The sequence below is a fragment of the Paenibacillus rubinfantis genome, assembly GCF_001486505.1.
In the GTDB taxonomy this organism is placed as follows: domain Bacteria; phylum Bacillota; class Bacilli; order Paenibacillales; family Paenibacillaceae; genus Fontibacillus; species Fontibacillus rubinfantis.
Genome location: NZ_LN909065.1, coordinates 972,086 through 997,034 on the forward strand (window position 1 = coordinate 972,086; position 24,949 = coordinate 997,034).

25 protein-coding genes are annotated in these 24,949 nt (G+C 53.1%); 7 read left to right on the forward strand and 18 right to left on the reverse strand.

Annotated elements, in window-relative coordinates; translation table 11 throughout:
- Nucleotides 1-22: 22 nt before the first annotated feature.
- Both BN3277_RS16035 and BN3277_RS16040 read right to left on the reverse strand, forming a co-directional pair.
- Entirely contained in the window at nucleotides 23-691 is a 669-nt protein-coding gene (locus tag BN3277_RS16035) for a bifunctional 2-keto-4-hydroxyglutarate aldolase/2-keto-3-deoxy-6-phosphogluconate aldolase (protein ID WP_059044277.1), read from the reverse strand.
- Nucleotides 692-731: 40 nt separating this feature from the next.
- Entirely contained in the window at nucleotides 732-2,393 is a 1,662-nt protein-coding gene (locus BN3277_RS16040) for a hypothetical protein (RefSeq protein WP_059044279.1), read from the reverse strand.
- Between the two features lie 203 nt (nucleotides 2,394-2,596).
- Between BN3277_RS16040 and kduI the strand changes: the two genes are divergently transcribed.
- From kduI to BN3277_RS16070, 6 genes are all read left to right on the forward strand, one after another.
- Entirely contained in the window at nucleotides 2,597-3,430 is an 834-nt protein-coding gene (kduI, locus tag BN3277_RS16045; RefSeq protein ID WP_059044281.1) for a 5-dehydro-4-deoxy-D-glucuronate isomerase, read from the forward strand.
- 18 nt (nucleotides 3,431-3,448) lie between these two features.
- Entirely contained in the window at nucleotides 3,449-4,213 is a 765-nt protein-coding gene (locus tag BN3277_RS16050; RefSeq protein WP_059044282.1) for a DeoR/GlpR family DNA-binding transcription regulator, read from the forward strand.
- Nucleotides 4,214-4,238: 25 nt separating this feature from the next.
- Nucleotides 4,239-4,991, forward strand: a complete 753-nt coding sequence (gene kduD / locus BN3277_RS16055) for a 2-dehydro-3-deoxy-D-gluconate 5-dehydrogenase KduD (RefSeq protein ID WP_059044284.1) — start codon at nucleotides 4,239-4,241, stop codon at nucleotides 4,989-4,991.
- A 206-nt stretch (nucleotides 4,992-5,197) separates the two neighbouring features.
- Complete coding sequence (locus tag BN3277_RS16060; protein ID WP_059044286.1) at nucleotides 5,198-5,785, forward strand: bifunctional transcriptional activator/DNA repair enzyme AdaA; 588 nt, start codon at nucleotides 5,198-5,200, stop codon at nucleotides 5,783-5,785.
- 50 nt (nucleotides 5,786-5,835) lie between these two features.
- Nucleotides 5,836-6,372: a methylated-DNA--[protein]-cysteine S-methyltransferase gene (locus BN3277_RS16065; protein ID WP_059044289.1), complete on the forward strand. Its 537-nt coding sequence runs from the start codon at nucleotides 5,836-5,838 to the stop codon at nucleotides 6,370-6,372.
- Nucleotides 6,369-7,205, forward strand: a complete 837-nt coding sequence (locus BN3277_RS16070) for an SPL family radical SAM protein (protein ID WP_059044291.1) — start codon at nucleotides 6,369-6,371, stop codon at nucleotides 7,203-7,205. Before BN3277_RS16065 ends, BN3277_RS16070 begins: the two co-directional genes overlap by 4 nt.
- Before the next feature lie 127 nt (nucleotides 7,206-7,332).
- On the opposite strand, the gene BN3277_RS16075 is transcribed toward BN3277_RS16070, so the two are convergent.
- The 6 genes from BN3277_RS16075 to BN3277_RS16100 form a co-directional block, all read right to left on the reverse strand.
- Nucleotides 7,333-8,307 carry a sugar kinase gene (locus BN3277_RS16075; RefSeq protein WP_059044293.1) on the reverse strand — a complete coding sequence of 325 codons (975 nt, stop codon included), beginning with the start codon at nucleotides 8,305-8,307 and terminating at the stop codon, nucleotides 7,333-7,335.
- A 257-nt stretch (nucleotides 8,308-8,564) separates the two neighbouring features.
- On the reverse strand, nucleotides 8,565-9,962 hold the full coding sequence (locus BN3277_RS16080) for a helix-turn-helix domain-containing protein (protein WP_059044294.1): 1,398 nt from the start codon (nucleotides 9,960-9,962) through the stop codon (nucleotides 8,565-8,567).
- 146 nt (nucleotides 9,963-10,108) lie between these two features.
- Nucleotides 10,109-11,527 carry a group II intron reverse transcriptase/maturase gene (gene ltrA / locus BN3277_RS16085; protein WP_059041238.1) on the reverse strand — a complete coding sequence of 473 codons (1,419 nt, stop codon included), beginning with the start codon at nucleotides 11,525-11,527 and terminating at the stop codon, nucleotides 10,109-10,111.
- 450 nt (nucleotides 11,528-11,977) lie between these two features.
- A complete protein-coding gene (gene rnjA / locus BN3277_RS16090; RefSeq protein ID WP_059044295.1) occupies nucleotides 11,978-13,687 on the reverse strand; it encodes a ribonuclease J1 in 1,710 nt (569 codons plus the stop codon).
- A 128-nt stretch (nucleotides 13,688-13,815) separates the two neighbouring features.
- The gene (locus tag BN3277_RS16095; RefSeq protein WP_059044297.1) at nucleotides 13,816-15,189 is read right to left on the reverse strand and encodes a helix-turn-helix domain-containing protein; all 1,374 of its coding nucleotides are present in this window, start codon (nucleotides 15,187-15,189) and stop codon (nucleotides 13,816-13,818) included.
- Between the two features lie 209 nt (nucleotides 15,190-15,398).
- Nucleotides 15,399-16,787: a helix-turn-helix domain-containing protein gene (locus tag BN3277_RS16100; protein ID WP_059044299.1), complete on the reverse strand. Its 1,389-nt coding sequence runs from the start codon at nucleotides 16,785-16,787 to the stop codon at nucleotides 15,399-15,401.
- Nucleotides 16,788-17,025: 238 nt separating this feature from the next.
- Between BN3277_RS16100 and BN3277_RS16105 the strand changes: the two genes are divergently transcribed.
- Nucleotides 17,026-17,355: a helix-turn-helix domain-containing protein gene (locus BN3277_RS16105; protein WP_059044301.1), complete on the forward strand. Its 330-nt coding sequence runs from the start codon at nucleotides 17,026-17,028 to the stop codon at nucleotides 17,353-17,355.
- Nucleotides 17,356-17,407: 52 nt separating this feature from the next.
- Here the strand turns inward: BN3277_RS16105 and BN3277_RS16110 are convergent, their stop codons facing one another.
- The 10 genes from BN3277_RS16110 to BN3277_RS16155 form a co-directional block, all read right to left on the reverse strand.
- The gene (locus BN3277_RS16110) at nucleotides 17,408-18,058 is read right to left on the reverse strand and encodes an SGNH/GDSL hydrolase family protein (RefSeq protein WP_059044304.1); all 651 of its coding nucleotides are present in this window, start codon (nucleotides 18,056-18,058) and stop codon (nucleotides 17,408-17,410) included.
- A 305-nt stretch (nucleotides 18,059-18,363) separates the two neighbouring features.
- On the reverse strand, nucleotides 18,364-19,137 hold the full coding sequence (locus tag BN3277_RS16115; RefSeq protein ID WP_059044306.1) for a class I SAM-dependent DNA methyltransferase: 774 nt from the start codon (nucleotides 19,135-19,137) through the stop codon (nucleotides 18,364-18,366).
- A 48-nt stretch (nucleotides 19,138-19,185) separates the two neighbouring features.
- On the reverse strand, nucleotides 19,186-20,103 hold the full coding sequence (locus tag BN3277_RS16120; RefSeq protein ID WP_059044308.1) for a CvfB family protein: 918 nt from the start codon (nucleotides 20,101-20,103) through the stop codon (nucleotides 19,186-19,188).
- Nucleotides 20,100-20,447 carry a ribosome silencing factor gene (rsfS, locus tag BN3277_RS16125; RefSeq protein ID WP_059044309.1) on the reverse strand — a complete coding sequence of 116 codons (348 nt, stop codon included), beginning with the start codon at nucleotides 20,445-20,447 and terminating at the stop codon, nucleotides 20,100-20,102. Before rsfS ends, BN3277_RS16120 begins: the two co-directional genes overlap by 4 nt.
- A gap of 13 nt (nucleotides 20,448-20,460) precedes the next feature.
- The gene (yqeK, locus tag BN3277_RS16130) at nucleotides 20,461-21,036 is read right to left on the reverse strand and encodes a bis(5'-nucleosyl)-tetraphosphatase (symmetrical) YqeK (protein WP_059044311.1); all 576 of its coding nucleotides are present in this window, start codon (nucleotides 21,034-21,036) and stop codon (nucleotides 20,461-20,463) included.
- Nucleotides 21,020-21,613, reverse strand: coding sequence for a nicotinate-nucleotide adenylyltransferase (locus tag BN3277_RS16135; protein WP_059044313.1), 594 nt, complete (start codon nucleotides 21,611-21,613; stop codon nucleotides 21,020-21,022). The genes yqeK and BN3277_RS16135 overlap by 17 nt, the downstream gene beginning before the upstream one ends.
- A 20-nt stretch (nucleotides 21,614-21,633) precedes the next feature.
- Nucleotides 21,634-21,924 carry a ribosome assembly RNA-binding protein YhbY gene (gene yhbY, locus BN3277_RS16140; protein WP_059044315.1) on the reverse strand — a complete coding sequence of 97 codons (291 nt, stop codon included), beginning with the start codon at nucleotides 21,922-21,924 and terminating at the stop codon, nucleotides 21,634-21,636.
- 45 nt (nucleotides 21,925-21,969) lie between these two features.
- Nucleotides 21,970-22,878 carry a shikimate dehydrogenase gene (gene aroE / locus BN3277_RS16145; protein WP_082691478.1) on the reverse strand — a complete coding sequence of 303 codons (909 nt, stop codon included), beginning with the start codon at nucleotides 22,876-22,878 and terminating at the stop codon, nucleotides 21,970-21,972.
- Nucleotides 22,879-23,142: 264 nt separating this feature from the next.
- Nucleotides 23,143-24,270 carry a ribosome biogenesis GTPase YqeH gene (gene yqeH, locus BN3277_RS16150; protein ID WP_059044317.1) on the reverse strand — a complete coding sequence of 376 codons (1,128 nt, stop codon included), beginning with the start codon at nucleotides 24,268-24,270 and terminating at the stop codon, nucleotides 23,143-23,145.
- Entirely contained in the window at nucleotides 24,267-24,794 is a 528-nt protein-coding gene (locus BN3277_RS16155; protein WP_059044319.1) for a YqeG family HAD IIIA-type phosphatase, read from the reverse strand. The genes yqeH and BN3277_RS16155 overlap by 4 nt, the downstream gene beginning before the upstream one ends.
- Nucleotides 24,795-24,949 lie beyond the last annotated feature (155 nt).

The window sequence follows — 24,949 nt, forward strand, 5'->3', positions numbered from 1 at the left end:
ATTTAGTCGACCCAGCTACGTTTTAGGATAACCCTTTTGCCTTGAGATACTCGGCTTTATAAGCAGCGGCCTTCTGGGCGATCAACGACAGATCTTTGCGCTTCATCGCTTCGTTGGTCAAATCCGAGCCGATCCCGACGGCCACTGCCCCGGCTTGGATCCATTCGCCGAGATTCGCCAGGGAGACCCCGCCGGTTGGCATGATATTCGCCTGCGGCAACGGCCCCTTGATCGCCTTGATCATCGACGGATCGTACAAGTTGCCCGGGAATAGCTTCACGATATCCGCTCCCAGCTCCAGCGCCTCCTGGATTTCCTTGATCGTCATACATCCGGGCATGACCGGAATGCGGTAGCGGTTACATAACGTCACCGTATCGCGGTTTAAGGACGGCCCTACCACGAACTGAGCGCCGCTTAAGATCGCAGCCCGCGCCGTTTCCGGATCCAGTACCGTCCCTACGCCGATGATGGCATAACGGGATTCGTCCTGCGTGTCCCAACTGTATTTGCGAGCCAATTCCTCAATCGCCCGCAGCGCAAACGGAATCGTCATCGTCACTTCGATGACTTTAATGCCGCCGGCAATGGCCTGCTCGGCCATTTGCACGACTTCCTCCGGGGTTTCTCCGCGCAGGACGGCCACTACGCCCTCTTGCACGATTTTTTGCACAAGCTGAAGCTTCTTCATACCTTAACCCTCTTTCCCCTAAACGTTTGTTCTTTACCCCTTACCATGAAAAAGAATAGGACTCCAAATCAACCCGCTCGCCGTTTATCCGCCGATCCCCCGCAAGCCCGGGGCCTTCTACGCTTAGCCGAAGCTGAGCCTCCTCGGCATAGGAGGTGTACGAAACACCGATCCTTCCGGCTCTGTCGCCGACTGTGAATTGAGGTGCTCGGGACATCAGGGCCGATACGAAATCCTCCAGATCGGAGACCCCCCGCTCGTTGGCTTCCGGTTCACCGATCGCCTCCACCACAACGCCAACGCTACGTCCTTCCACCTCAACCTGGAGATAACCGTCCCGTTCCCGCACCTGATAAGTACTTGACGGATACACGGCAAAATACGCCTCTTCAACCTTTCCGAATATACCATTCGCTGCAAACCGCCATTCTCCTTCCGGAAGCACGCCGATGACCCGTCCAGGCACCTCTTCCGGCAGCGAGTAAACCGCCACCACGGCGTTCCGATGATACAACACTTCCGTCCATTCGCTTTGATGGCGCGGGTCATGATCTGAAGGCTCATACCCTTTCCCCGGATGAAAAAAGTAGAGCTGGTTGCCTTTCTCCCCTCGGACCGGTAAGCTGTACAGCCAGCGCAGCTGCTCGTTGTCGAATTCCTCGACTCTCTCCCACAGCCCCCCTACCGCAAAGCAGTGAGACAGATAAGCATAAGCATGCAGCCGTTGCTTCACGCCGCTGATCTCCTTGAGGATGGCCACCTTGGACTCGGCAGGCTTGCCCCGCTCCAACGCCCGCAGCCGGGCTGACGCAGGAGCCTCATAGAATAGAAGCCCGGCATACTCGGTGCGCGGCATCGCCTCCGGCAGCTCAAAATCGCCAAATTGCACATAATCGTGCAGCACATTCGCATCCCGTGGCGCATCATGCGGCCAACCGCGGGCGTGGGCCCCCACCCATGCTCCCTTGAAATAATAGTTAGCCCGAATAGTCCATAGAAGATCTAACATCTCAGACAGCTCGGCCTTCGCCTCGGCATCGTCCATCAGCGCCCAAGCGCAGGTGAATGCCTGAATCCAATGCCAGAACCACGGTAATGCGCCGTATTCGCCCATGCCCTCCAGTCGAAGATGGGCCAGCGTATGCCGCAGGCACTCCCTTCCGTCCGCAAACAACGCCGCATCTTCGTATCGCTGCCCGAAGATCAGCTTCGCTGCCGTGTATTTCGCCTCATGATGGTTGTACTCCCGTAAAGGCTTGCGATAGAAGCCGCTCCGATAGATCTGGGACAAAGCGTCCTCGAAGCGTTCGGCTAACTCTGGGCTCAGCTCTTTCCCGTAGATTCGCACGAAGTAGACCATCAAGCTGCCCATGAGCTCGACCGGCAGGACATGCGGTGCGGCCTGTTCCGGTGTCGGATATAACCCCAGCGGCCAATGACCATACGTCGGGCTGGACGCCTCCCGATCCTGGAGTTGAAGCACGCGCAGCAGCACCTTCTCGGCTAACAACCGGCCTTCCGCACGATCAAACGTCGGCGTTTCGTCCGGATCTACGGCAGCGGCAAATAAATAAGAGGCGTAATAATAATTGTCCCGGATATCGCCATGAAACCACAGCCCGCTGTCCAGGAGCGGCTGCCGCCAAGCGATCATTGCAGCTTTGCGGACGATTTCCTTCATTCTCGCTTGATAAAGATTCATCCAAAGTACCCCTTCCCCCACATCCTACCACGGTTCCCACGGCCGCTAAAGCCGGTGAATCCACGATTTCCTACGGTAAACTTCCGATTCCCGGCATCTTCAACCTTTTGGGTGCGCCCTCTTGCCAAATGAACCAAAATGGATTAATGTGAACGTATATGAACATTATACACCAAAACGAACGTGAAAAGGAGAGATTTTACATGGAACGTCGTTTCGCTTCGCATCCCAACGAGGTCAAGCAATTTGATACGGATCGATTGCGCAAGGAATTTCATATTCCCACCTTATTTACGCCGGATCGCCTAGAGCTGGTGCTGACGCACGAAGACCGGCTGATTATCGGCGGTGCGGCTCCGGTGCATCAAGAGGTCAAGCTGGAAACGGATCTCAAGGAGCTGGGCGTCGCTTATTTCCTCGAACGGCGCGAGCTTGGCGCCATTAATGTTGGCGGGCCCGGATCGATCGTCGTCGACGGTACGGAGTACGAACTGAACAACAAAGATTGCTTGTACGTGGGCAAAGGCGTTCGTGAAGTGATTTTCCGGAGCAAGGATGCGGCCAAACCGGCGAAATTCTATCTAAACTCGGCTCCGGCGCATAAGGAATTCCCTACGGCCAAAACAACGCTGGCGGAAGCGGAATCCGGGGCGCTGGGCTCCATCGAAAATTCCAACGAACGGACCATCCACCGGTTTATTCACGAGAACGGCCTTCAAAGCTCCCAGCTCGTGATGGGGATGACCCAGCTCAAGACCGGCAACATGTGGAACACGATGCCTGCCCATGTGCATCCGCGCCGGATGGAAGCTTATATGTATTTCGACTTGGCGGACGACGCCGTTGTTTTCCATCTCATGGGCGAACCTAACGAAACCCGGCATATCGTCATGCGCAACGAGCAGGCCGTCATCTCGCCAAGCTGGTCGATTCACAGCGGGGTAGGAACCAGCAATTATACGTTTATTTGGGGCATGGCCGGCGACAACAAGGCTTACGCGGACATGGACGCGGTTCCCATGAAAGACTTGATATAAGAAAGAGTGAAGGCAAGCATGAATCCAATTCGACGTTATGAAAAAATCATGGAGGTTCTGCTGACGCAGCAGGAAGTGACGGTGGCGGAATTAAGCGAGAACCTAGGCGTGACCGGCAAGACGATCCGGGAGGACCTCGCCAAGCTGGAGGAGCAAGGACTGCTGGTACGCGTACACGGTGGAGCCATGCTCGCTCAAAGCGATCAGTACGGAATCCTGCCGTCCAAAGAACCGCTGACCAAACATGCCGAGGAAAAAAGCGAAATCGCGCGCCTCGCCATAGATCACATTCAGGATGGCGATATTCTCGCCCTGGACGGCGGCAGCACCACGCTGGAAATCGCCCGGCGGCTGGAGAACCGTCCGCTGACGGTCGTCACCAACGACGTGTACATCATCAGCGAGTTGGCGCCCAAAGACCAGATCCGGCTCGTCGTACCGGGCGGTTACCGCGTCCGCAATATGCTGGCGGGTCCAGAATCAGCAGCGTACGTGCGGCAGTTGAACATCCAGAAAGCCTTTATTTCGGCAACCGGTATCCACCCCGATCACGGGCTGTCGATTTATACCGGCGATTTGATCGACTTCAAGCGGGCCTTAATCGAGACGTCCCGCGAAGTCATCGCCGTCATGAACCATCAGAAGTTTGGGCAGACGGCGCTCCGCACCTTCGCTTCGCTCAGTGAAATCTCGCGGATCATTACCGATCGCGGTATCCCCGCCGAGTCTGCAGAGCCTTACGAGCGCGCCGGCATAACGATCGAATATGCGGACAAGAAGTAACGATATTGAAGGAGGAGCAACTCTCATGAAAATGTTTGACTTAACGGGTAAAACCGCCCTCGTCACCGGTGCAGCCGGCGGACTTGGACAGGGCATCGCTGTCGGATTGGCCGAAGCGGGTGCCAACGTCGTTTGCGCCTCGCTGGGCAGCAGCTCGGAGACGGTAAGTAAAATTACGGCTTTGGGCCGGAAGGCTTCGGAAATCGTGGTGGACCTCAGCGATCACAGCATACTGCAGGAGACCTTTGACGAAGCGCTGAAGCTTACGGGAGCGGTCGATATACTGGTGAATAACGCCGGGATCATTCGTCGCACACCCGCCAAGGACCACAGCGAGAAGGATTGGCTTGACGTGATCAACATTAACCTGAACACGGTATTCCTGTTATCGCAAATCGCCGGTCGCCACATGATCGAACGCGGCAGCGGCAAAATGATCAACATCTGCTCGATGCTATCGTATCAAGGCGGAATCAACGTTCCCGGGTATACTGCGAGCAAGCATGGGGTTGCCGGCTTGACCAAGGCTTTCGCCAACGAATGGGCTTCCTCCGGCTTGCAAGTGAACGGGATCGCTCCCGGCTACATGGCCACGGATAACACGGCGCCCATTCGCTCCGACGAGAACCGCAAAGCTTCGATCACGGACCGGATTCCTGCCGGCCGTTGGGGAACGCCGGAGGACGTGAAGGGTCCTGCCGTCTTCCTCGCCTCCGCGGCCTCGGATTATTTGAACGGCCATATCCTCTGCGTTGATGGAGGATGGATGGCGCGTTAATCGCCGCCCTTCGGCTTGGATGACGTACGTCTTACGCTCGTTGTCCCTGCAAGGACCTCATAGACAATCGCACCCTTATATGAAATGTTGCCTGCCTTTTCGGCAGGCTTTTTTTTGCGTGAGAGAATTTCGTTATCTTGCTTTTCCTTTCGCTTCCCGTGGCATCAATATCAAGGGCAAGGTATACTAAGGCTGGAGGTGAAGCCATGACCACCGGTTCCGAGTACCCAACCGATCAAACCCCAAACGAAGGCCAGTGGCAAGCGATCCTCGCCAACGAGGCAACGCAGGACGGCCGTTTCTTCTATGCGGTGGTCAGCACGGGCATTTTCTGTCGCCCCTCCTGCAAATCAAGGCCGCCCAAGCGGGAGAACGTCCGAGTCTTCGCCAATGCCGAGCAAGCCAGAGCCGCCGGTTTTCGTCCCTGCAAACGGTGCAGGCCGGAGGGACAACGCCTGCCGGACCGGGAGTGGGCCGAGCAGATCGCAAATTATATCGATCGTCACTACCGGGATAAGATGACCCTGGAGATGTTGGCCGAAGGGTGCCACGGCAGCCCATACCATCTGCAGCGAACGTTTAAACGGGTCATGCAGATAACCCCTACGGAATATCTGGGGCGGCGTCGCATCGAAGAGGCGAAACGCGCATTGGCCGAATCGCAGCGGACCGTCGCCGACATCGCCGGGGATGTGGGCATCGGCAGCTCCGCCTATTTGATTACCCTGTTCAAGAAAATCACCGGCCTCACGCCGAACGAATATCGCAAAAAACAAACGGATGGGCAAATCTAAGTCTGCCCTTGACAGACCGTTATCCCATTTCATCCGGAGGTGTTTGCTCCATGTCAACTACCCAGCCCCTATCCTTGTATTGGTCCCGGCTCTCTGAACCAACCTGGAGCTTGTATCTCGCCGCTACCGACAATGGCTTGGCATTTGTTGGCTCGTTTGACGGTTCGGTTGATGAACTGACTGCGTGGGCGAGCCGCAAGTTCCCTGGCAGCCCGTTATCGCAGGATGACCGCCGGCTGGCTCCTTATGCCGCCGAGCTGGCGGCCTATCTGCGCGGCGAGCTCCAGCGCTTCACCCTTCCTATGGACCTGCAAGGGACTCCGTTCCAGCAGGCGGTGTGGCAAGCGTTGCGCTCAATTCCTTTCGGGCAGACCTGTTCATACTCCGACATTGCCGTAACGATCCGCAAGCCGTCTGCCGTCCGTGCCGTCGGTACAGCGATTGGGGCGAATCCGCTGCTGATCACCATTCCATGCCATCGCGTGATCGGCAAGAACGGGACGCTCACCGGCTACCGCGGCGGTTTGGAGATGAAGACCCGGTTGCTTGAGCTGGAGCAAGCCGCTTTGGCCGGAGGCGGACGGTGAACCCAAACGACCGGCCTCCGACGACTACCGCTTATACTACGCCTAAGACACTGCTTAATAAGGGGACTGGCTTCCTGTCCCCTTATTCCCACTCGCTTAATCCTTATGCCGGGTGCGCCTTTGCCTGTTCGTATTGTTATGTGCGTCAGCTGCCGGTTGCTTTGTTCCGCAAGCAGGAATGGGGAACTTGGGTGGACATCAAGCAACAGGCAGCAGAGCTTCTCCGCAAGGAACTGCGCAAAGCCAAAACCAAAGGACCGGTGACGATCTTTATGTCGTCCAGCACCGATCCGTATCAGCCCGCTGAGTATAAGGAGCAGATCACCCGGTCTTTGCTGGAAGTGATGGGAAGCGATCCGCCCGACTTTCTGCTGGTGCAAACTCGCAGCCCCCTCGTCACCCGGGATATCGACCTGCTGCTGCCATTGAAGGATCGGGTTCGCGTCAGCTTAACCCTCGAGACGGACCGGGAGGAAATCCGCCGGGCCTTTACGCCCCACGCTCCACCGATTGCGGCACGCCTGCGTGCTGGACGGCTCCTGGCGGAGGCCGGCGTCCCGGTCCAGGCGACCATCGCGCCGGTGCTTCCCAGCAGCGAGCAATTCCCGGCCAAGCTGCTTCCTTGGGCCAACCGCGTTTGCCTGGACGATTACTTTATGGGCGACGGAAGCAGAGGCGCTCGCACGGCTAAGCTGGGTATGCGCTCGATATATGAACAGCTTGGACTCGAATCCTGGTATACGCCGGGAGCTTACAAAGTGGTGTATGAGCGTTTGCTGCGGGTTTTCCCCGAACACCAAGTGTTTCTCAGTCAGGATGGATTCTCCCCCTAAACAGGGAAAACCGCCGGAGCCCTGCTCCAGCGGTTTTTTCGTTTTCCCAACTGTTTTCCACCCTAAGGATGATCACGTTAACATAAATGCACAAAAAAACTCCTGAAGAACATAAAATTAACTCTTTCTACCGTTCCACATGCCCTTTGCCGGACAGCAAACGTTCAATCTCCGCAGCGCTCGGCAACCCTTCCCAATCGCCTACGGCTTGAATAACTTGAGCCCCAACAAGATTGCCTAAGCGAACCGCCTCGACCATGCTGTATCCGCGTATGACGCCCGCCAGAAATCCGGCGCAAAACCCGTCGCCCGCTCCCACCGTATCGATTACATGCTCCACTTTAAAATACGGGACAGAGGTCAGTTGTCCTTGCTCCAGCACGTAGGTGCAATCGTCCCCGCCTTTGATGATACTGATGGCGGACAACTCCTTCAGCTTGCCGAAGATCGTATCCACCGAATCGGTCTCGTATAACAGCTTTAATTCATCGAGCCCCGGCAGGAAATAATCCGCTTTTATCGCCAGCGGCAGCAGGATCTTGCGCGCGTCCTCGATGCTCCACAGCTTCAAACGCAGGTTGGGATCAAAGCTCACCTTCACCCCGTGCCGCTTGGCGATATCCACTGCCGCATGGGCCGTTTCCACGCAAGAGGCGCTGAGTGCCGGTGTAATCCCGGTAAGATGCAGTACCTTGGCTCCGGCAATGTACGACTCGTCCAGATGCTCCGGACGCATCATACTAGCTGCGGACAGCTTGCGGTAGTAGTAAACCGAGCTTTTGCCCGCCACGTTCTCCCGCACCATCATGCCGGTAGGCGCTTCATCCGTCAATTTCGCCCGAGACACGTCAACGCCTTCACCGCGGATCGCCTTCAGCACGCGCCGGCCAAACGGATCATCTCCCAAGCGGCCGCACCATCCGGAGGTTTGTCCCAACCGGGCCAATCCGATCGCTACATTCGATTCCGCACCGCCAAACGATGGCGAGAGAGCGCTTGCATATTCGAGTCCTTTGCCCCCTTCCGCAATCAGCAGGGCCATACTTTCCCCGAAGGTTACGACTTCGGGACTTCCTTGCCGGGTTGAATCGGGAATATTCATCTGTCGCTCCACCTTTTTCTGGATAATCATCATAAATCCTTGCCTTTATTATCTCATGATCCGTTAAAGATGACTATGAAGAATATGGGAGATTAAGAAAGCCGATGCGCACCGGAATCTTTCCCTGTACGATCGGCTGTGTATTGGAGTCGCTAGGTTATCCAAGGGTTACCTTCTCTCCTTAACCCCCTACCCCGTTCTCATAAGCTGTCATTTGGCCCCCATGACCGATGCTGCCGAAGACTCCTGTGCCTAAACTAATGACCAGGACGAACGCCACTACCCACTTCCGCACCTTTCAACACCTCCCCCATCAAGGATTCGTACTCCTGCAGCTGCTCTTGCGATGCAAAGTTACGATGCTGCTCAAATAGCGGAACCATTTTCATGAAGAATTCCTTATGATTGAGAGAAACGGCATATTTGAGCGCATAGATCAATTTCTCCAAGCCTTCCTCCATCTCCTGTTTTCGCAGCAGATAAATCGCCAGCTGATAGTTTAGATCCAAGAACCGGTCCTTATTTACCGTGGAAACATAGTGATTGGGAAACAGGCTATATAAATCCGTATTCACCGGAAACTCTTTTAATACGTCATCGATCAGAAAACCGTTGAGATTGGCGGCTTCGACAATAATCCTCAAGCTGGGAAGAACTTCATAGGGATGCTCTTTAAGCAGGTTAAGATACTCCGGAAGGATCGCTGCATTTCCATTCAAAATCTCCAGGTTGTAGCGATTCGCTCTGGCCCAAACTTTAAACTTCTCGACTTCTTTTAAGCCGGTCTCATCCAGGCCTTCAAACCAGCTTAAATCCTCGTATCCCGCCACACACGCTAACGCTTCCTCATATTTGCCCTGATGCTCCAAAGCCGAGCTTTTTAACAAAAAGCCCTGGCCATAATAGACCACCAGATGGCGCTCACAACGCAGCTCGTGATATGGATGGGGGCTCGATGATTTACGGCATAATTCATACATCTGCCGGGCTAGCGTTTGCAGCTCCTCGGCAAATCTCTCGACATAGGTCCACTTTTGCAACGTGTAATAGGTGTTCGCTAATTGCAGCAGTCCATCGAGCTGAAGATCCTCGGGAAGCCGGTTGCGGTAAGGCTCAAACCAAGTTGCCGATCGCAGGTTGAGCTCCGCATCATCGCCTAGGTTCATCCGGAACAGTCGGTATTGGCTGATCGCCAACCGCTCCGAATGCTGATATTTCTCGTATTCGCATACCGATTGATAGAAGAGCCTCGCCGCTTCGCGCTTTCCCGCTTCATAGAGTTCCTCGCCAATCGCAAAGATCGTCGGGAGATAAGACAAGTCTTCAGCAAGACGGGACAACACCTGTTCAATGCAAGCCAATTCGTCGATCTCCGCACAGCGCAGCAAAAATGACTTTAGCCTCCGCCGGTTTGGATGCCCGGAATCGATACACTCCTCAATGTATAAAGGATAATACCGCCCGATCGGCTGTTCGAGCGCATCGGTGATTAAGTCCAACTGCCCGATCGAGATCGGTTTAGGGGGATTTCCGTTAAGAATGGCGCTGAGCGTTCCCCGATTAATCCCCGAACGGTGGGAAAAACTGTGCAAGGAATACCCTTTCCTTTCCAGCTGGCGACTGATCACGGAACGAATCGTGGGTTCATTCGTCATACGATCTCCCTCCCTCGGAATCTCCTATATTTTTACACATTATACGGAAATACGAACACGGGGTCAAAATCGGGTAGGAGGCTACCCATTAATTGAGTAGCCGACCTCCCACACCACCGTACGTACCGTTCGGTATACGGCGGTTCCTAAGTTTTCGCAGTTACTTGTCGATAATAATCCGAGAAGAAGAGAAATCCTAAGCCCTTGAGGGTGTTATTTCCGAGGGACTTCGAGAGGACGGAGCTATTGGAGATTCTCCAGTAGCCCTTTCTCGTGTTTGCGTATTCCCATGCTTTTTGTCCTTGGATTCCGAGCGATTGCAGTTTCTCGAATTTCGTCCTCACTCGTTTCCACTGCTTCCAGAAGATCATGCGAATCCGCCTTCTCATCCATTCATCCGTGGATTGGAGCATACTTTTCATATCCGCTATTTTGTAGTAGTTGATCCACCCCATGATGTAGCGTCTAAGCTTTTCGGCTCGTTCTTCATTTCCCATCCCGTTGCTTCTGGACGTGAGCTCCTTTACTTTGGCTTTCATCTTGGCAGCGGATTTCGGATGAATGCGGACTCGTGTCTCTCCTTTCCTTTTGTAGAAGGAGAACCCAAGAAATTTAACCTTCCACGCCTCGTCCACCACTGTCTTTTCCCGGTTCACTTTGAGAAACAACTTCTTTTCAATGAAGGGAAGAATGTTCTCCAGTGTCCGTTCCGCGCTCCTTTTGCTTTTGCTGAAGATCAGGAGATCGTCCGCATAGCGCACGAAGCGGTGCCCGCGGCTTTCCAGTTCCTTGTCCAGTTCGTTCAGCATAATGTTGCTGAGAATTGGACTCAGATTGCCCCCTTGCGGTACGCCGATTTCCGTATCCTCGAAGCGGTGCTTCACGACAACGCCGGCTTTCAGGTACTTGTGGATGAGCGAGATGACCCGCCCGTCTTTAATGGTTCGGGATAAGACTTCCACCAATTTGCTTTGGTTAACGGTGTCAAAGAATTTCTCCAAGTCCATATCGACCACGTATTTGTACCCTTCTTCGATGTTTGATTGGCTTCTCTGAATAGCGTTATGTGCGCTTCTCTTGGGTCGGAATCCGAAACTGTTCTCCGAAAACTGTTTTTCGTAGATCGGGGTAAGCACTTGAGCGATCGCCTGTTGGATAACTCGGTCAACAACCGTAGGAATTCCCAGGTTTCTCTTCTTTCCGTTCTCTTTCGGGATTTCTACCCTTCGAACAGGATTCGGACGGTAGGTTCCGTCCAGAATGGATTCCTTGATGGTTTCTCCGTTCTCTCGGAGATATTGTAGAAGTTCATCTACTCCCATCCCGTCGATTCCGTGAGATCCTTTGTTAGTTTTGACCCGCTTGAACGCTTCGTTCATGTTGTCTCTGCTAACGATTTTCTCAAGCAACTCGTCCTTCGACTCGGTTGCGTCGGTGCTGTCGGTTTCAGGTATCCGCTCAGGACTGTGCGCTCCCGCATATTCTCCATGTTCCGCATGTACGTTTTGCGTCGAGCCTTCTCTTCGAAGTTGGCTGCACTTGACTCCTGTTTCGGTACCATTCATTAACCCACACCTCCTTAGGTTCAGCCCTTCCCTCAAGTTGTCGACTAACCGAGGTACTATGGCGTCTGCTGACTTCTCATGATAAATCTTGTTTCAACCATGATTTGAAATTCATCTCCTCACGTCCATGAGACCTCCCACGGTAAGACGCGTAACTTTCATCCCGTATACCCGCCGCATTTACATCCGCGTGTCCGTGCAGTTTATTGGATTTCGTCTTGTTTAGCAGACTCATCCCACTTTGGATGCCTGATGCGATTCGTGTTCCTCAGGCCGGGACTTTGCCTCCAGCTTCCTTCAGATTCCACCTCACGATGGACACCCTTGCTCTTGGCTAATGGTTGGCAACTGCCAGCCCCCATAGCGGACTTTCACCGCCTAGCTACGCGCCATGCGTGGCGCACTAAAAAGAGGAGCCTCCCCATTTCCCGGGAAGCTCCCTTCCAGTTGCTAGACTTCCAGAATAGACGGCATGATGTGCGGAGTTCGTCCGACTTCTTTGGCAAAATACCGCCGCAGTTGCTGCTGTGTCGCTCGCAGCCAAGCGTTCTGATCGTAAGATTCCTTCTCGCCTAGCCGGTTCAAGCTCCGCTTCAGCATCGCTTCGGCCCGGCGCAGCAGCGGCCTGGCATCCTGCATATAGACGAAGCCGCGCGAGACGATATCCGGTCCAGCTAGGATTTGCCGCGTTTTGCGGTCGACCGTCATCACGACGATAACGATGCCCTCCTGAGCCAGCTCCATCCGTTCAACCAGCAGCGCGTCTTCATGGGTAGGGCGCATCTCCCCGTTGCTGATCAGCACCTGCCCGGAAGGTATCGTACGCCCGCGTTTCGCTCGGTTTCGGTACACCGATAACGTATCCCCGATGTTCATGACGAACACGCGATCTTCGGGAATGCCCGTTTGCAGCGCTAAATCCCGGTGATTCAACAGCATCCGATATTCGCCGTGGATCGGGATGAAATATTTCGGACGGATAAAGCTGAGCATCAGCTTCAGGTCCTCCCGGCAACCGTGCCCGGACGTATGAATGTCGAAGATCGATCCGTAAATCACGTTAGCGCCTGCCCGGAGCAGCAGGTCGATACTGCGGTTAATGTTCTGCGCGTTGCCAGGGATCGGCGAAGACGAATAGATAACCGTATCGCCCGGATAGACCTGGACATTTCGGTGGGCCCCCGACGCAATCCGGCTGAGCGCCGCGTTAGGCTCACCTTGGCTGCCTGTGCAGACGATAAGCACTTGTTCCTCCGGATAACGGTCAATATGCTTTACATCGATCAGCATTCCTTCCGGAACACGGATGTAGCCCAGATCCTGGCCGATGGCGAACACTTTCTCCATGCTGCGGCCGATAACGGCGATTTTGCGGTTCACGAGGGTCGCTGCTTCTACGACCTGCTGCAGCCGATGCACGTTGGAGGCAAAGGTGGCGAACAGGATCCGCCCCTGGCAGCCGCGGAACGACTCCAGAATCGCATCGCCAACCCGGCGCTCGGAAGGGGTGAAGCCTTCCTTCTCACTGTTTGTGCTGTCGGCGAGCAACGCCAATACTCCGTCGCCGCCAACGCTGGCCATTTTGAACAGATCCGCCGGACGGTCCTCCGGGGTGAAATCGAATTTGAAGTCCCCTGTGTGCACAATCGATCCGTAAGGGGTGTCGACCACGATACCAAAGGCATCGGGAATACTATGGGTGGTCCGGAAGAAATGAACGGCCAGATGCTTAAACGCATACCGGTCGTTCTCATGGAACACGTGAAGCTCCGCCTGGCCGAGCAGACGATGCTCCTCCAATTTGGCTTTAACCAGCCCGATGGTCAGCGGGCCGCCGTATATCGGCAGCTGGAGCTGGCGCAGCACGTACGGAATGGCGCCGATATGATCCTCGTGACCATGCGTGAGGAACAAGCCTTTCATTTTATGCTTGTTATCAATCAAATAACGAATATCCGGGATGATGCAATCAATTCCGGTCAAACGGGAGTCCGGGAATTTCAGACCAGCGTCAATCAGAATAATCTCATCTCGAAATTCGATGCCGTACATATTTTTGCCGATCTCCCCGATCCCGCCCAACGAGAAAATCCGTACAGGCGGCGGAGACGACTTGGAACGTCGATTCGTCTTTACTGGTTTAGTTGCTGCTACATTCATTAGGTCGATAATCCTCTCTGAAGGGTTCGTTCTATAGGCTCATAAGAGAATTATACTGAATTATCGGCACAATAACTATTTAATTTTTGCAGAATAGAGGAGGAAACCGAGAGTCAAGGAGTAACTATTTAGGCTAATAGATCATTTTGTTTCATTTTGCTGATGAATTCCTGATAAGTATCAATAACATGAGCCGAAGCAAATCCCCTGTAGCGTTCGAATAATTCCACGTATTTGATAATTAATCCGCGATGCGTATTATTCAATTGATTGGATTGCTTCAAGCTCTTGATAAAATAGCTGAACCCCTCTGAGTACCTTGCTTGACGCAGATAGTAGGTCGCTAGTTCAAGGAACAGACGTGAAATGCGATCAAGGATGATTTGTTCGGTGTACATCCCCAGCGCTAACGGTTGATGCTCCAATGCCTGAATCATCATGTCCAATCGTTGCAAGCAGTCATCAATATCGAAACCAAATTTATTTGCATTTTCAACTATATTGCATAACATGATGACTTTATCTTCTTTTCTACTTTCAAAGTAGTCGATATACTCATGTAGCACTGTGGCATCCCCGGAGGAAAGTCTGGTTACAAGAGCATTTGCATACGCCCACTCTTGGAATAAATTCTTCCAATGTAATGTATCCGAATCGGTTTCCTTTACCCAACTTAGATCACTATAGAGTTGGATGAACCGCAGTGCTTCTTTATATTCTCCTCGTAAGTCATATATATTCCCAAGAAGCAAATAGGAATAAGCCAAATAGAAAAATAAAGGTCTTTTTGGCTTTTTGGGAAGCATTGCTATATTATTTTCTGAAAAGTAATAGATTCTAGCTTTGTGTTCCATTCTTCGAACAATGTTCTCTACTTTATCCCAGCGATATAACGCACGGTAAGCATTCGCTAAGTCCTTTAGCGCATCCAGTTGACTTGCCTCATCCAAACGTTCGACAAAGGGCTCAAACTGAATCGCGGCCTGGTAATTTTTATCCTGGTCCGTACCCTGACCAATAAGGAATAAACGGTATTGGCAGAGCGCAAGCCGTTCGGAATGCTGTTTACGTTCGGTCAACGCTACATTTTCGTATAAGATCGCTGCCGCTTCAGTTTTCCCCTCCTCATACAGTTCTTCAGCTAACTCAAATAGAAGATGAGCATACAATGGATTGTCTAGTAGCAGACCGACAATCTCACGAATGTGAGAAAGCTTGTTCAATTCGGCACATTTTAGAAGCAACGGCCTTACCCTGCGCCAATCCGGATCCTTTTCGTGTATATATTCACTAATATAGGCCTGATAAAAATACCCTTCAGGGTGCCCCATTACAGCAGTAAGCCGCTCCAGTTGTTCAACTGCTAGAGGGCGATTACCACTTAGGATAGAACTGACCGTTCCTGGATTCAAATCCAAAAGCTTTGCCATTTGAGTAAGGCTTAGCTTATGATCTTCCATGTATTCTTCCATCGCCATAATAATTGTGGTACGGTGTTTCAAGGATATCCCCCTCATTCTTACAAAAACAACTATACAAATAACATTTTAGGGGATAATGTCTATATTTAGAAAAAGCAAAGTTATTAAGCAAATATTTATTCACAAAAAAAAGCTAGCCTGTATAAGCTAGCCTTTAACATATCAAATTTGATTAACCTGCACCAATGTGAATAAAGAAATTGTATAAATGTTCATTTAACAATAGGAGACTACTTAAGATGAGCAATATCGTCCACTTTCTTCTCATTCTCATACACCTCATTAATAATAGTTTTGTAGGCCAATAATATATCCGATGATGCGTAATCCCTATAGTGTTCAAAGAGTCCTACACATCTAATTATACATGCTTTATTGTTAATACTTGAAGATATTTTCAAACTTTGGATGATATATGTAAATCCGATTTCATATTTTCTTTTACACAAATAATAGATTGCTAATTCGATGAAAAGTCGGGAAATACAATCAGAAATCGTCTGCTCCGTGTACAATCCCAATGGTACAGGCTGTTTGCTTAATAGATCAATTTCCATTTTGTAACGCTCTAAGATCTCATCAACTTCGATATTGAACCGATTAGCATTCTCCATAACATTTAGCAATGAAGGGATTATATCATCCTTATTCGACTCAATTTTGGTCACAAACTCTGGAAATACGCTTAAATCTCCAGAAGATAATTTTGTTAAGAGAGAATTTGCATCAGCCCACTCTATAAATAATTTCATCCAATATCTTGTTTCCTGATCGTTTTCTTTCACCCAGCTTAAGTCCCCATAACATTCGATATAACGTAACGCCTCTTCGTAATTCCCTTGTAACTCGGAAATATTTCCTCGAAGAAGGTAGGAATAAGCTAGATAAAAAAATAAAGGTCTATTGGGTTTATTAAAGGTTGACTTTACCCTTCTATCAGAAAAATATATTAACTTGGCTTTATGCTCGAGCCTCTCAACAATCTTCTCCACTTTATCCCAGCGGTTCAAGGCACGATATGTATTAGCCAAATCTTTAAGCGCATCCAACTGCTCCACCTCATCCAACCGCTCCACAAAGGGCTCGAACCGAATGGCCGCCTGATAATTCTGCTCTTGATCCGTTCCTTGACGGATCATAAACAACCGGTATTGGCAAACCGCCAACCGTTCCGAATGTTGCTTCTGCTCGCTCTCAGCGATCACTTCATACAGGAGTGCGGCTGCATCACGCTTGTTCCTCCGAAAGAAGTCCTCCGCCACCTCAAACAACGGGCTGGAATACATTAAATTGTCCATCAAGAAATCTACGGTTTGTTGAATGCAACCCAGCTTGCCGAGATCGGCGCAGCGGTAAAGGAAAGGTTTGATTCGCCGCCAGTTGGGGGAAGCCTCTGTCAAATAGTCTCTTACATACTCCTCATAAAAGAATCCTTCGGCAAGCCCCATCAGCGCCGTCAACCGATCCAATTGCTCAACGCTCATCACCTTCCTTCCGTTGATCATTGAACTTACCGTACCGGAGTTTAAACCCGCCAGTCTGCTCAATTGGCTAATATTCAGGCTTTCCCGGTGCATGAAGTCGCTTATTTCCGCTAAAATCGTGGTGGTTTGATTCATCCGACAACCACTCCTTACAACCCTTCATTTCCTCTCGTTCCCCGTCACATCACCATGGAATAGGAATCTTCGCCAGTTAATGGGTAATATTGCTATTTCAAATCTAATATACCAGTCTACTCTTGTCAATAATATGCAATATAGAACTTGTAAATTCTTTTTTAACGAATATGCAACTTATAACACTCTGCAGTTCACCCCTCGGCTTGGACTAAACTTATTACGAGAGGTGGCTTCTATGGAAGTAGCTAAGCAAGTCGGGAAGAACGTCAGATACTATCGTAAGCTCAAAGGGCTAACACAGGAACAACTGGCTGAATCTACGGAAACCTATGGTTCCTATATCGGGCGGTTGGAGCGCGGAGAGCAAAATGTGCAGCTCGAAACGCTGCATAAAATCGCGGATGCGCTGCAGATCAGCGTATATGCACTATTTCGCAATCCAGGATACGACGAGCTCCGGGACCAGACGTGGATTTGGCAAATCGTACAGCTGCTGCAGGAGCAGCCCGCGGAAGAACAAGCACGTGCTTACCGTGTCCTGAAGGAAATATTCCGATCCAAATAAAAAGGGTTTAAAACGGAATCCCTCCGCTTTAAACCCTTTTGTTATGTTCGCTTTAGTCCCACAATCCGCTGCGCTCCACGACCTCCAGCCAGCGTTGGGCGATCAAATCGTGGCCCGCTGCCGTCGGATGGACGCCGTCCCAGATCCAGTAAGCGGCATCCGCTTTTTGGGTCGCCGCATCAAAAGCGTCCTGCAAAGGCACAAGCACCGCACCAAACTCCTCAGCCAATTGGCGTACGGTATCCTGGTACCGGCCCACGAGACGCTTCCACTCGGTCCATTTTTCCGCCGTAGCTCCGGTGTTCAGGATAAACGGTTCGCATAACACCAGCTTGGTGTTCGGCAAAACTTCCTTCGTCTCCTCCAGCAAATGACGGTACGCCCGCTCGAAACGGTCCGTCGCCCCGCTAGGTTCACCGCTCATTTGCCGCCATGCATCGTTCACGCCAACCAGCAGACTGATCACGTCCGGCTTCAGGCTGATCGCATCCTCATTCCATCTGGCGTATAGATCGGACACCCGGTCGCCGCTGACCCCTCGATTAATGAAGGTCGGCTGCAGCTCCGCAAATTCGTGACCTAGCTTCGCCGCGATAATATAGGCATAGCTGTGACCCAGAACATGATTCAAATCCGTACCGCGGTCCCGTCTCCCGTCCGTAATCGAATCCCCTTGGAACAATACCGTGCATTGCTTCTTCATGCGTTTCCCCTCTTTCCATTCGTCTCTAGTTCCCCATTATAACTTTGGGAGACAGCGAGCCTCCATGAAGAAATTAGTGCAAAAATACAGCTAATTCTTCAAATTTGTTCTCAAATTCGCGAATTGCTGCAAAAATGCAGTTATTTTTGAGAGTATAAGGGCAAAACCCGTTCATCACCAAAAATAACTGCACTTACGCACTTAATTCGTTATAGGCATCAAAATGACCCCAAAATAACTGCACTATCGCATCTATTATCGTTATGAGTCGCCGCCACGGCAGCTTCACAAGGATAGGAACCCTCTCACTTCACCGCCACAAAAAAGAGCCGGGCCGCATCCTCCACCGCCTCGACCCACTCGAAATCCGCATAGATGGAAACGTCGCGGAAGCCGCAACGCAGCAGCTCGCTCTTCATCCAAGCCGGGTCGTAGGCCCGCTGAATATGCGTCTCTTCAAACCGGCGATACAGACCGGGTCCTTGCTCCTCCTCGCGGGCGAAGATCGTCAGATGATGTTCGATCTCGTTGCGATACGCATCCCGCTCGCACGTCCAGATATAGGACACGCTGGGCTCATCCCAAATGAACGGCTGCTCCTCCTCGTACCGGATCAAAGTGTTAGGATGATGCACGTCGAACAGGAACGTCCCTCCGGGCTTCAACCCCTCGTATGTACGGCGGAAGGTCCGGATGATATCGTCCTCTTCCAGCAGATAGTTCAGGCAATCGCAAAAAGAAATGACGGCATCAACCGGCTCAGGGGCGGTCCACTCCGTCATATCCTGCTGCACCCAACGCACGCTGCCCTCGCGGAACAGCCGGGCTCCTTGGGGTGTGGTTTCCATTTTGCGGCGGGCCACCGCCAGCATGTCGGCGGACAAATCGATGCCCGTCACCTCAAAGCCGGCATTCACCAGCGGGATCGTAATGCTGCCGGTTCCGCAGCCGAGGTCAACGACCGTCTTTGGCATCCCGTGCCGTTCCCAGGCCGTGCGGGCAAACCGGATCCAGTCCGGGTAAGGCATGTCCTCCATCAATTCGTCGTATACATAAGCAAATTTCCGATATGATGCCATGGGCTAGCTCGTCACCGCTTTCTGTCTGGATGCTGCTTATTCCGTTATTTAAGCTTCCGGTTGGTTCGTGTCGTCCCCGCTGGCGGCCGGTTTTTCGACCAAATAGGTCCAGTTTTCCTTCTGAACGACTTTGCCTTCCTTCATCAATTTGCCGATCGCCCGCTTAAACGCGGATTTGCTGATGGCAAACCGCTGCTTGATCAAATCCGGCGGCGTTGCGTCCGAATACGGCATCCCGCCGCCCGGCCGGCTCTCCAGATACGCGAGGATCTTGTCCGCGTCCTGGCCCATGCCGATTTCCTTCCGCGGGGCCATCGCCAGGTTTACGCGCCCGTCCTCGCGGATATGGGCCACGCGGACCTGTAGCCGCTCGCCCAGCCGTAACAGTCGGTTCCGCTCGGTCGAATGAATCATGCCAATCGCGCCAAATCCCAGCACACCGCCCTGAACGACAACAAACGTGCCCATTTGCAGCGGCTTATAGACGATCGCGTCCAGCCATTGGTTTTTCCAGGATTCCGGGGCATGGAAGGTCTGTGGAGCCAGCTCTTGCTCGCCCGCCAGCTTCGCTTTAAGCCGTCCTTGCTTGTCGTGCTCCATGATGACGTACACCTGGTCGCCAACCTGGGGGTGCAGCTCCTTCAGTTCGGGCAGTTCGCGGATCGGCAGCAGCAACTGACGGCCCAGCCCCATCTCCAGGAAGCAGCCCAGCCGCGGATGCACGTCCGCCACTTCGAGCAGCGCCAGCTCACCCAGCGTCAGATACGGCTTTTTCATCGTGGCCGCCAGACGGTCTTCCGTATCGTAGAACAGGAACACCTCTACCGTTTCCCCCGGCTTGACCTGGCGAGTCAGCTCGGAATAATGCAGCAGAACATCCTGCCCCCCAGCGCTAAGAAAATATCCGTACGGCGATACCTCACGATCAATCGGTAAAGATACGATCGTTCCCGCGACCAGACTCATACGGTCTCCACTACTTTGGCATCCGACCAAAGCCGTTCGATATTGTAATATTCGCGCTCATCGCGATGGAACACATGGACAACCACATCGCCCAAATCCATCAGTACCCAGCGGGCGGAATCCATCCCTTCGATGCCGCGGACATTCGCGCCGGCTTCATGCGCTCTTTTTCGGACCTCGGTGGCGATCGCCTGCACCTGTGTGTCCGAGTTGCCGTGACAGATCACGAAATAGTCTGCAATCAGGGAAATCCCCTTCAAATCCAGCGCCACGATGTTCATTGCCTTTTTATCGTCAGCGGCTTGCACCGCCATGTTCATGAGTTCGTTCGAACTTATTGCCATTCACTCAGCCTCCCTAGTTTTTGATCTTATTTACGATTAAATCGTTCCGCGCCAATACCGTCAGCGGGAAGATCGGTTTCCCCTTCTCCAGCAAAAAGGAAATCGTCGAATCAAACCCCGCCACCAGCGCGTCCTCCAGACTCGTTTCCGCCAGCTTGCGAATGTTCTCCACGCCCGGGAATTCGCGACCCGGCTCGATATAATCGGCCAGGCAGACGATTTTGTCCAGCAGGGTCATCCCCTCTCGGCCCGAGGTATGGTAACGGATCGCATCCAGTACCTCCTCGTCCTCCACGCCATAATCCCGCTGGGAGATAAAAGCCCCTACCTCGGCGTGCAGCAGTTGCTTGTCATGCCGGAGCAACTCGGCGTTCAGGCCGTTATCGCGGATAATTGCCTCCTGCTCCTCAATCGGCCAAAACTTGGCCAGATCATGCAGCAGGGCGGCCAAATCCGCCTTGACCGGATCGGCCCCGTACCGTTTGGCCAGGATCACCGCGCTCTCCATCACGCCTTCGACATGCTTCCAGCGTTTGGCCGGCATCCCCGCCGAAACGGCGGCGATCAGTTCTTCACGGCTGTAGCCCATACAATCTGCTCCTTGTCATATATTCATATACGGCGTCCGGCACCATATACCTGACGGAACGTCCGGCGGATAAGCGGCTTCGGATCAGGCTTGAGGAAATATCGACGAGCGGCATTTCCGCAAGCTGCACCGCTTCCTGAATAAAGGGAGGTAGCGCGTCCAGCTCCAGGAAGCTTCCGGGGCGCTGCAGCCCGATAAACGAGAGCATCCCGGCCAAATCCTCAATCCCTTCCCATTTGGGAAGATAATTTACCATGTCCGCCCCGATAATAAAATAAAATTCCAGATCGGGATGCTGCGAACGAAGCTCGCGGATCGTATCCACCGTATAGGATACCCCGCCGCGTCGCAGCTCTATGTCGAGCGGCTTAAAGGCGGGATGGCTGGCGATCGCCGCCCCCACCATCTCCAGCCGCTGCTGGCCGCTGACGCCGGCCTGATGCTTGTGCGGAGGGATATGAGAGGGCATGAACCAAACCTCTTCCAAATGGTATTGTTCTCTAGCGGCCTCCGCCGCCAGGAGATGGCCGAGGTGAATCGGATCAAACGCCCCGCCCATAATTCCGACTTTTTTCATTTTGCCTATCCTCCACGAACCTATGGAAGTTCGATTTGTTTGTATTCGCGGGACTCTTTATACAAGATAATCGTCCGGCCAATGAGTTGTACCAGCTCCGCGCCGGCCCCTTCTGCCAACTCTTCGGCGATCTCCTTCGGATCGTCCAGGTTATTGTTCAGCACGGAGATTTTGATCAACTCCCGACGCTCCAACGCTTCCGAGATTTGTTTAATCATATGCTCGTTCGTGCCGCCTTTGCCCACTTGAAAAATCGGCTGCAGCCCATGCGCCATACTGCGCAGATAACGCTTTTGTTTTCCCGTTAACATATCGTTTTCATAACTCCTTAATATTCAATTATGCGACAACCAACTTTATTGATGCATGCTTGCCAGCACCGCAGCCCGCATCGCTTCGATCGGAGCGGACCGGCCGGTCCAACGCTCAAAAGCATAAGCGCCCTGGTAGATGAACATCCCCAGCCCGCTGTGGATCGTACATCCCCGAACCTCGGCCTGCCGCAGCAGCTCCGTCTTCAGTGGATTATAGATCAGGTCGCTGACGACGATCCCCTCCGGGATCTGCCGCGCATTCAGCGGGCAATCTCCAACGTGCGGATGCATCCCAACCGAGGTCGTGTTGATGATGAGGTCCACCCCCGGCAGCACCGCGTCCAGCTCCTCCATCCCGCAGCCGCTCAGGCTGCCGAGATGGGCCCATTCCGCGGCCAGCTCCCGCGCCTTCTCGGCGGTACGATTGGCAATCGTTACGAGGCCTGGCTGCTCCTGCAGCAGCGCGTAGACGATGCCGCGAGCCGCGCCGCCGGAGCCCAACACCAGCACGCGCTTGCCTTTCAGCTCGGGAGCCGCCTCCTCCTTCAGCGATCGGATATACCCGATGCCGTCGGTGTTATAACCGGTGAGCACGCCTTCGTCGTTGACGATCGTGTTCACCGCCCCGATCAGCCGCGCGCCTTCGTCGATCCGGTCCAAGCAGCTCATCACTTCCACCTTATGCGGAACCGTGACATTGATGCCCCGGAATCCCAGCGCGCGGATGCCCCGGATCGCTTCCTCCAACCGGTTCCCCTTGACGTGAAACGGCAAGTAGGCCCCGGCGATCCCGCAGGCTTCCAGTGCAGCGGTATGCATCGCGGGCGATTTGGAATGCTGAATCGGGTCGCCGATCACGCCCAGCAGCAACGGCTGCTGCCCCGCGCCCGCGCCTTCCGTCGCCCGTGCCTCTTCCCGTTCCCGTTTCTCGTGACTCGCTTGCTCTCCCATTGGTTCTCCTCCGCTTTGCTTTGTTCCGTGCCAACCTCCGTAAAATAAGGTTAAAAAGTAACGCTATTCCCCCTAATCAACCTATTCACGGGAAAATAGCGGTAATAAATCACCTTAATTCCTCGAAAACCGGTCATTCGGACACTCTTCTCCCCAAATAGAGTGAAATCGTAACGCTATTTTATCTAAAATACACATATCGTAGAAAATAACGCTGTTTTATACTCTTATTGAAGTTAAGGAGCGTCAATCACCAATCACCAATTAAATCAACGATGACCGAACCAGCACCTTCACGCCTTTTGGCACGTGTGCGGCAACGACGGCGCCAAAGTCGTTGTTGATCTTAACCCAGCCGAGACCGGAAATAAACAGGTCGCTCCGGCTGCCCTTCGGGATGCGGAACTCGTGCCGCGTCCATTCGGGCAGGGCTTCGAGATGCTCCTTGCTTGGCGGCGCCAGCATTTCCCCGGCATGCGTCGCGAACAGCTCGTCCGCCCGCTCCAGCTTCGTGCGGTGAATCGGCACCCGGCCGCTGACAAAGCAGGTGAACGACTGGCGTTCCCCCTGAATGAAGTCAAACCGGCCAAAGCCGCCAAAAAAGAGCGTCTGCCCCTCATTCAGCTGGTACACCGCCGGCTTCAACGCTTTGTCCGGCATAATCACGCCTAAATCCGCAGGGGCCACCAGCTCGCTGTATCGCGACGGATACATGATCCCCGGCGTGTCAATGATCGCCCGACCGTCATCCAGCGGGATGTGCACCATATCTAGCGTGGTCCCCGGGTAACGCGATACCGTCAGCTCCTGCTCCAGATCGCTGTAATCGCGAATCAGCCGGTTGATCAGCGTCGATTTGCCGACATTGGTCGCGCCAACGACATAGACGTCGCGATCGCCGCGCCGTGCCGCCACTGCTTCCAGCAAGCGGTCGAAGCCGCTGTTTTGCTTGGCGCTGCACAGGACGACGTCTTCGATCTTCAGCCCCATGTCCTTCGCTTCCTTCTGCACCCAGTTCCGCACCTTGTTCCAGTTCGTCACCTTCGGCAGCAGGTCGGTCTTATTTACCGCCAGCAGCACCGGGTTGTTCCCGACGAACCGCTGCAATCCGGAAATCACGCTGCCTTGGAAATCAAACAGATCCACAATATGAATCACCAGCGCTTCCTTGCCGCCGATCTGTGACAGCAGCCGCAGGAACTCGTCCTGCTCCACCGTCACCGATGAGGATTCATTGTAGTTCTTGATCCGGAAACAGCGTTGGCAAATCACCGGTTCTTTCGTTAAAGCTTGCTCCGGGACGAACCCCGGCTTACTTGAATCTTGCGTTTGCAGCGCCACGCCGCATCCGCTGCAACGAAGAGCGCCTTCCGCGCTCCGTACTTCCGTCATCGTTTCTTTTCCTCCTCGAGCCATAATCCTACCTTGCCCAACCGCCGCTTCACGATGCGCTCCATCACGCGGTTCATTTTCGTGCCGATCCCTTCGTCCTGGACGGCAATCGGGAGCACGAGCACAGTGTACAACCCTTGTCGGTTCCCGCCAAATACGTCGGTCATCATCTGGTCGCCAACAACGATCGTCTCCTGCGGGCCGAGGCCCATCATTTCCATGGCTCGGTGAAAAGCCGTGCCGGAAGGTTTTCTGGCTGCGTGCACAAACTCAATATTCAAAGGGTTTGCGAATACCGACACCCTGTCCAAATTATTGTTTGACACAATCACAAGTTTAAACCCGCATTTCTTCACTTTCTCAAACCATTCGATCAGTTCGGGAGTGGCGAGCGGCGCTTTGGCTCCAACCAGGGTGTTGTCCAGGTCGGTGATGATGCCGCGGTAGCCTTGGGCATAGAGTCCTTCCAGATCGATATCGAATACGCTGTCCACGCGTAAATTCGGCATAAACTTCTCAAACAAATACGTTCACCTCGGTTTCATACGACAAACTATACCATATTCTTCCCCCGACATGCTTCTATTTTAAAAAAGAAAACGCCTCCCGCGCAAGCGCGGGGGCGTTGAGGAAGCCAACAAGTCCGAATTGCAGATTCCCGCCGGATGAACCCACATCA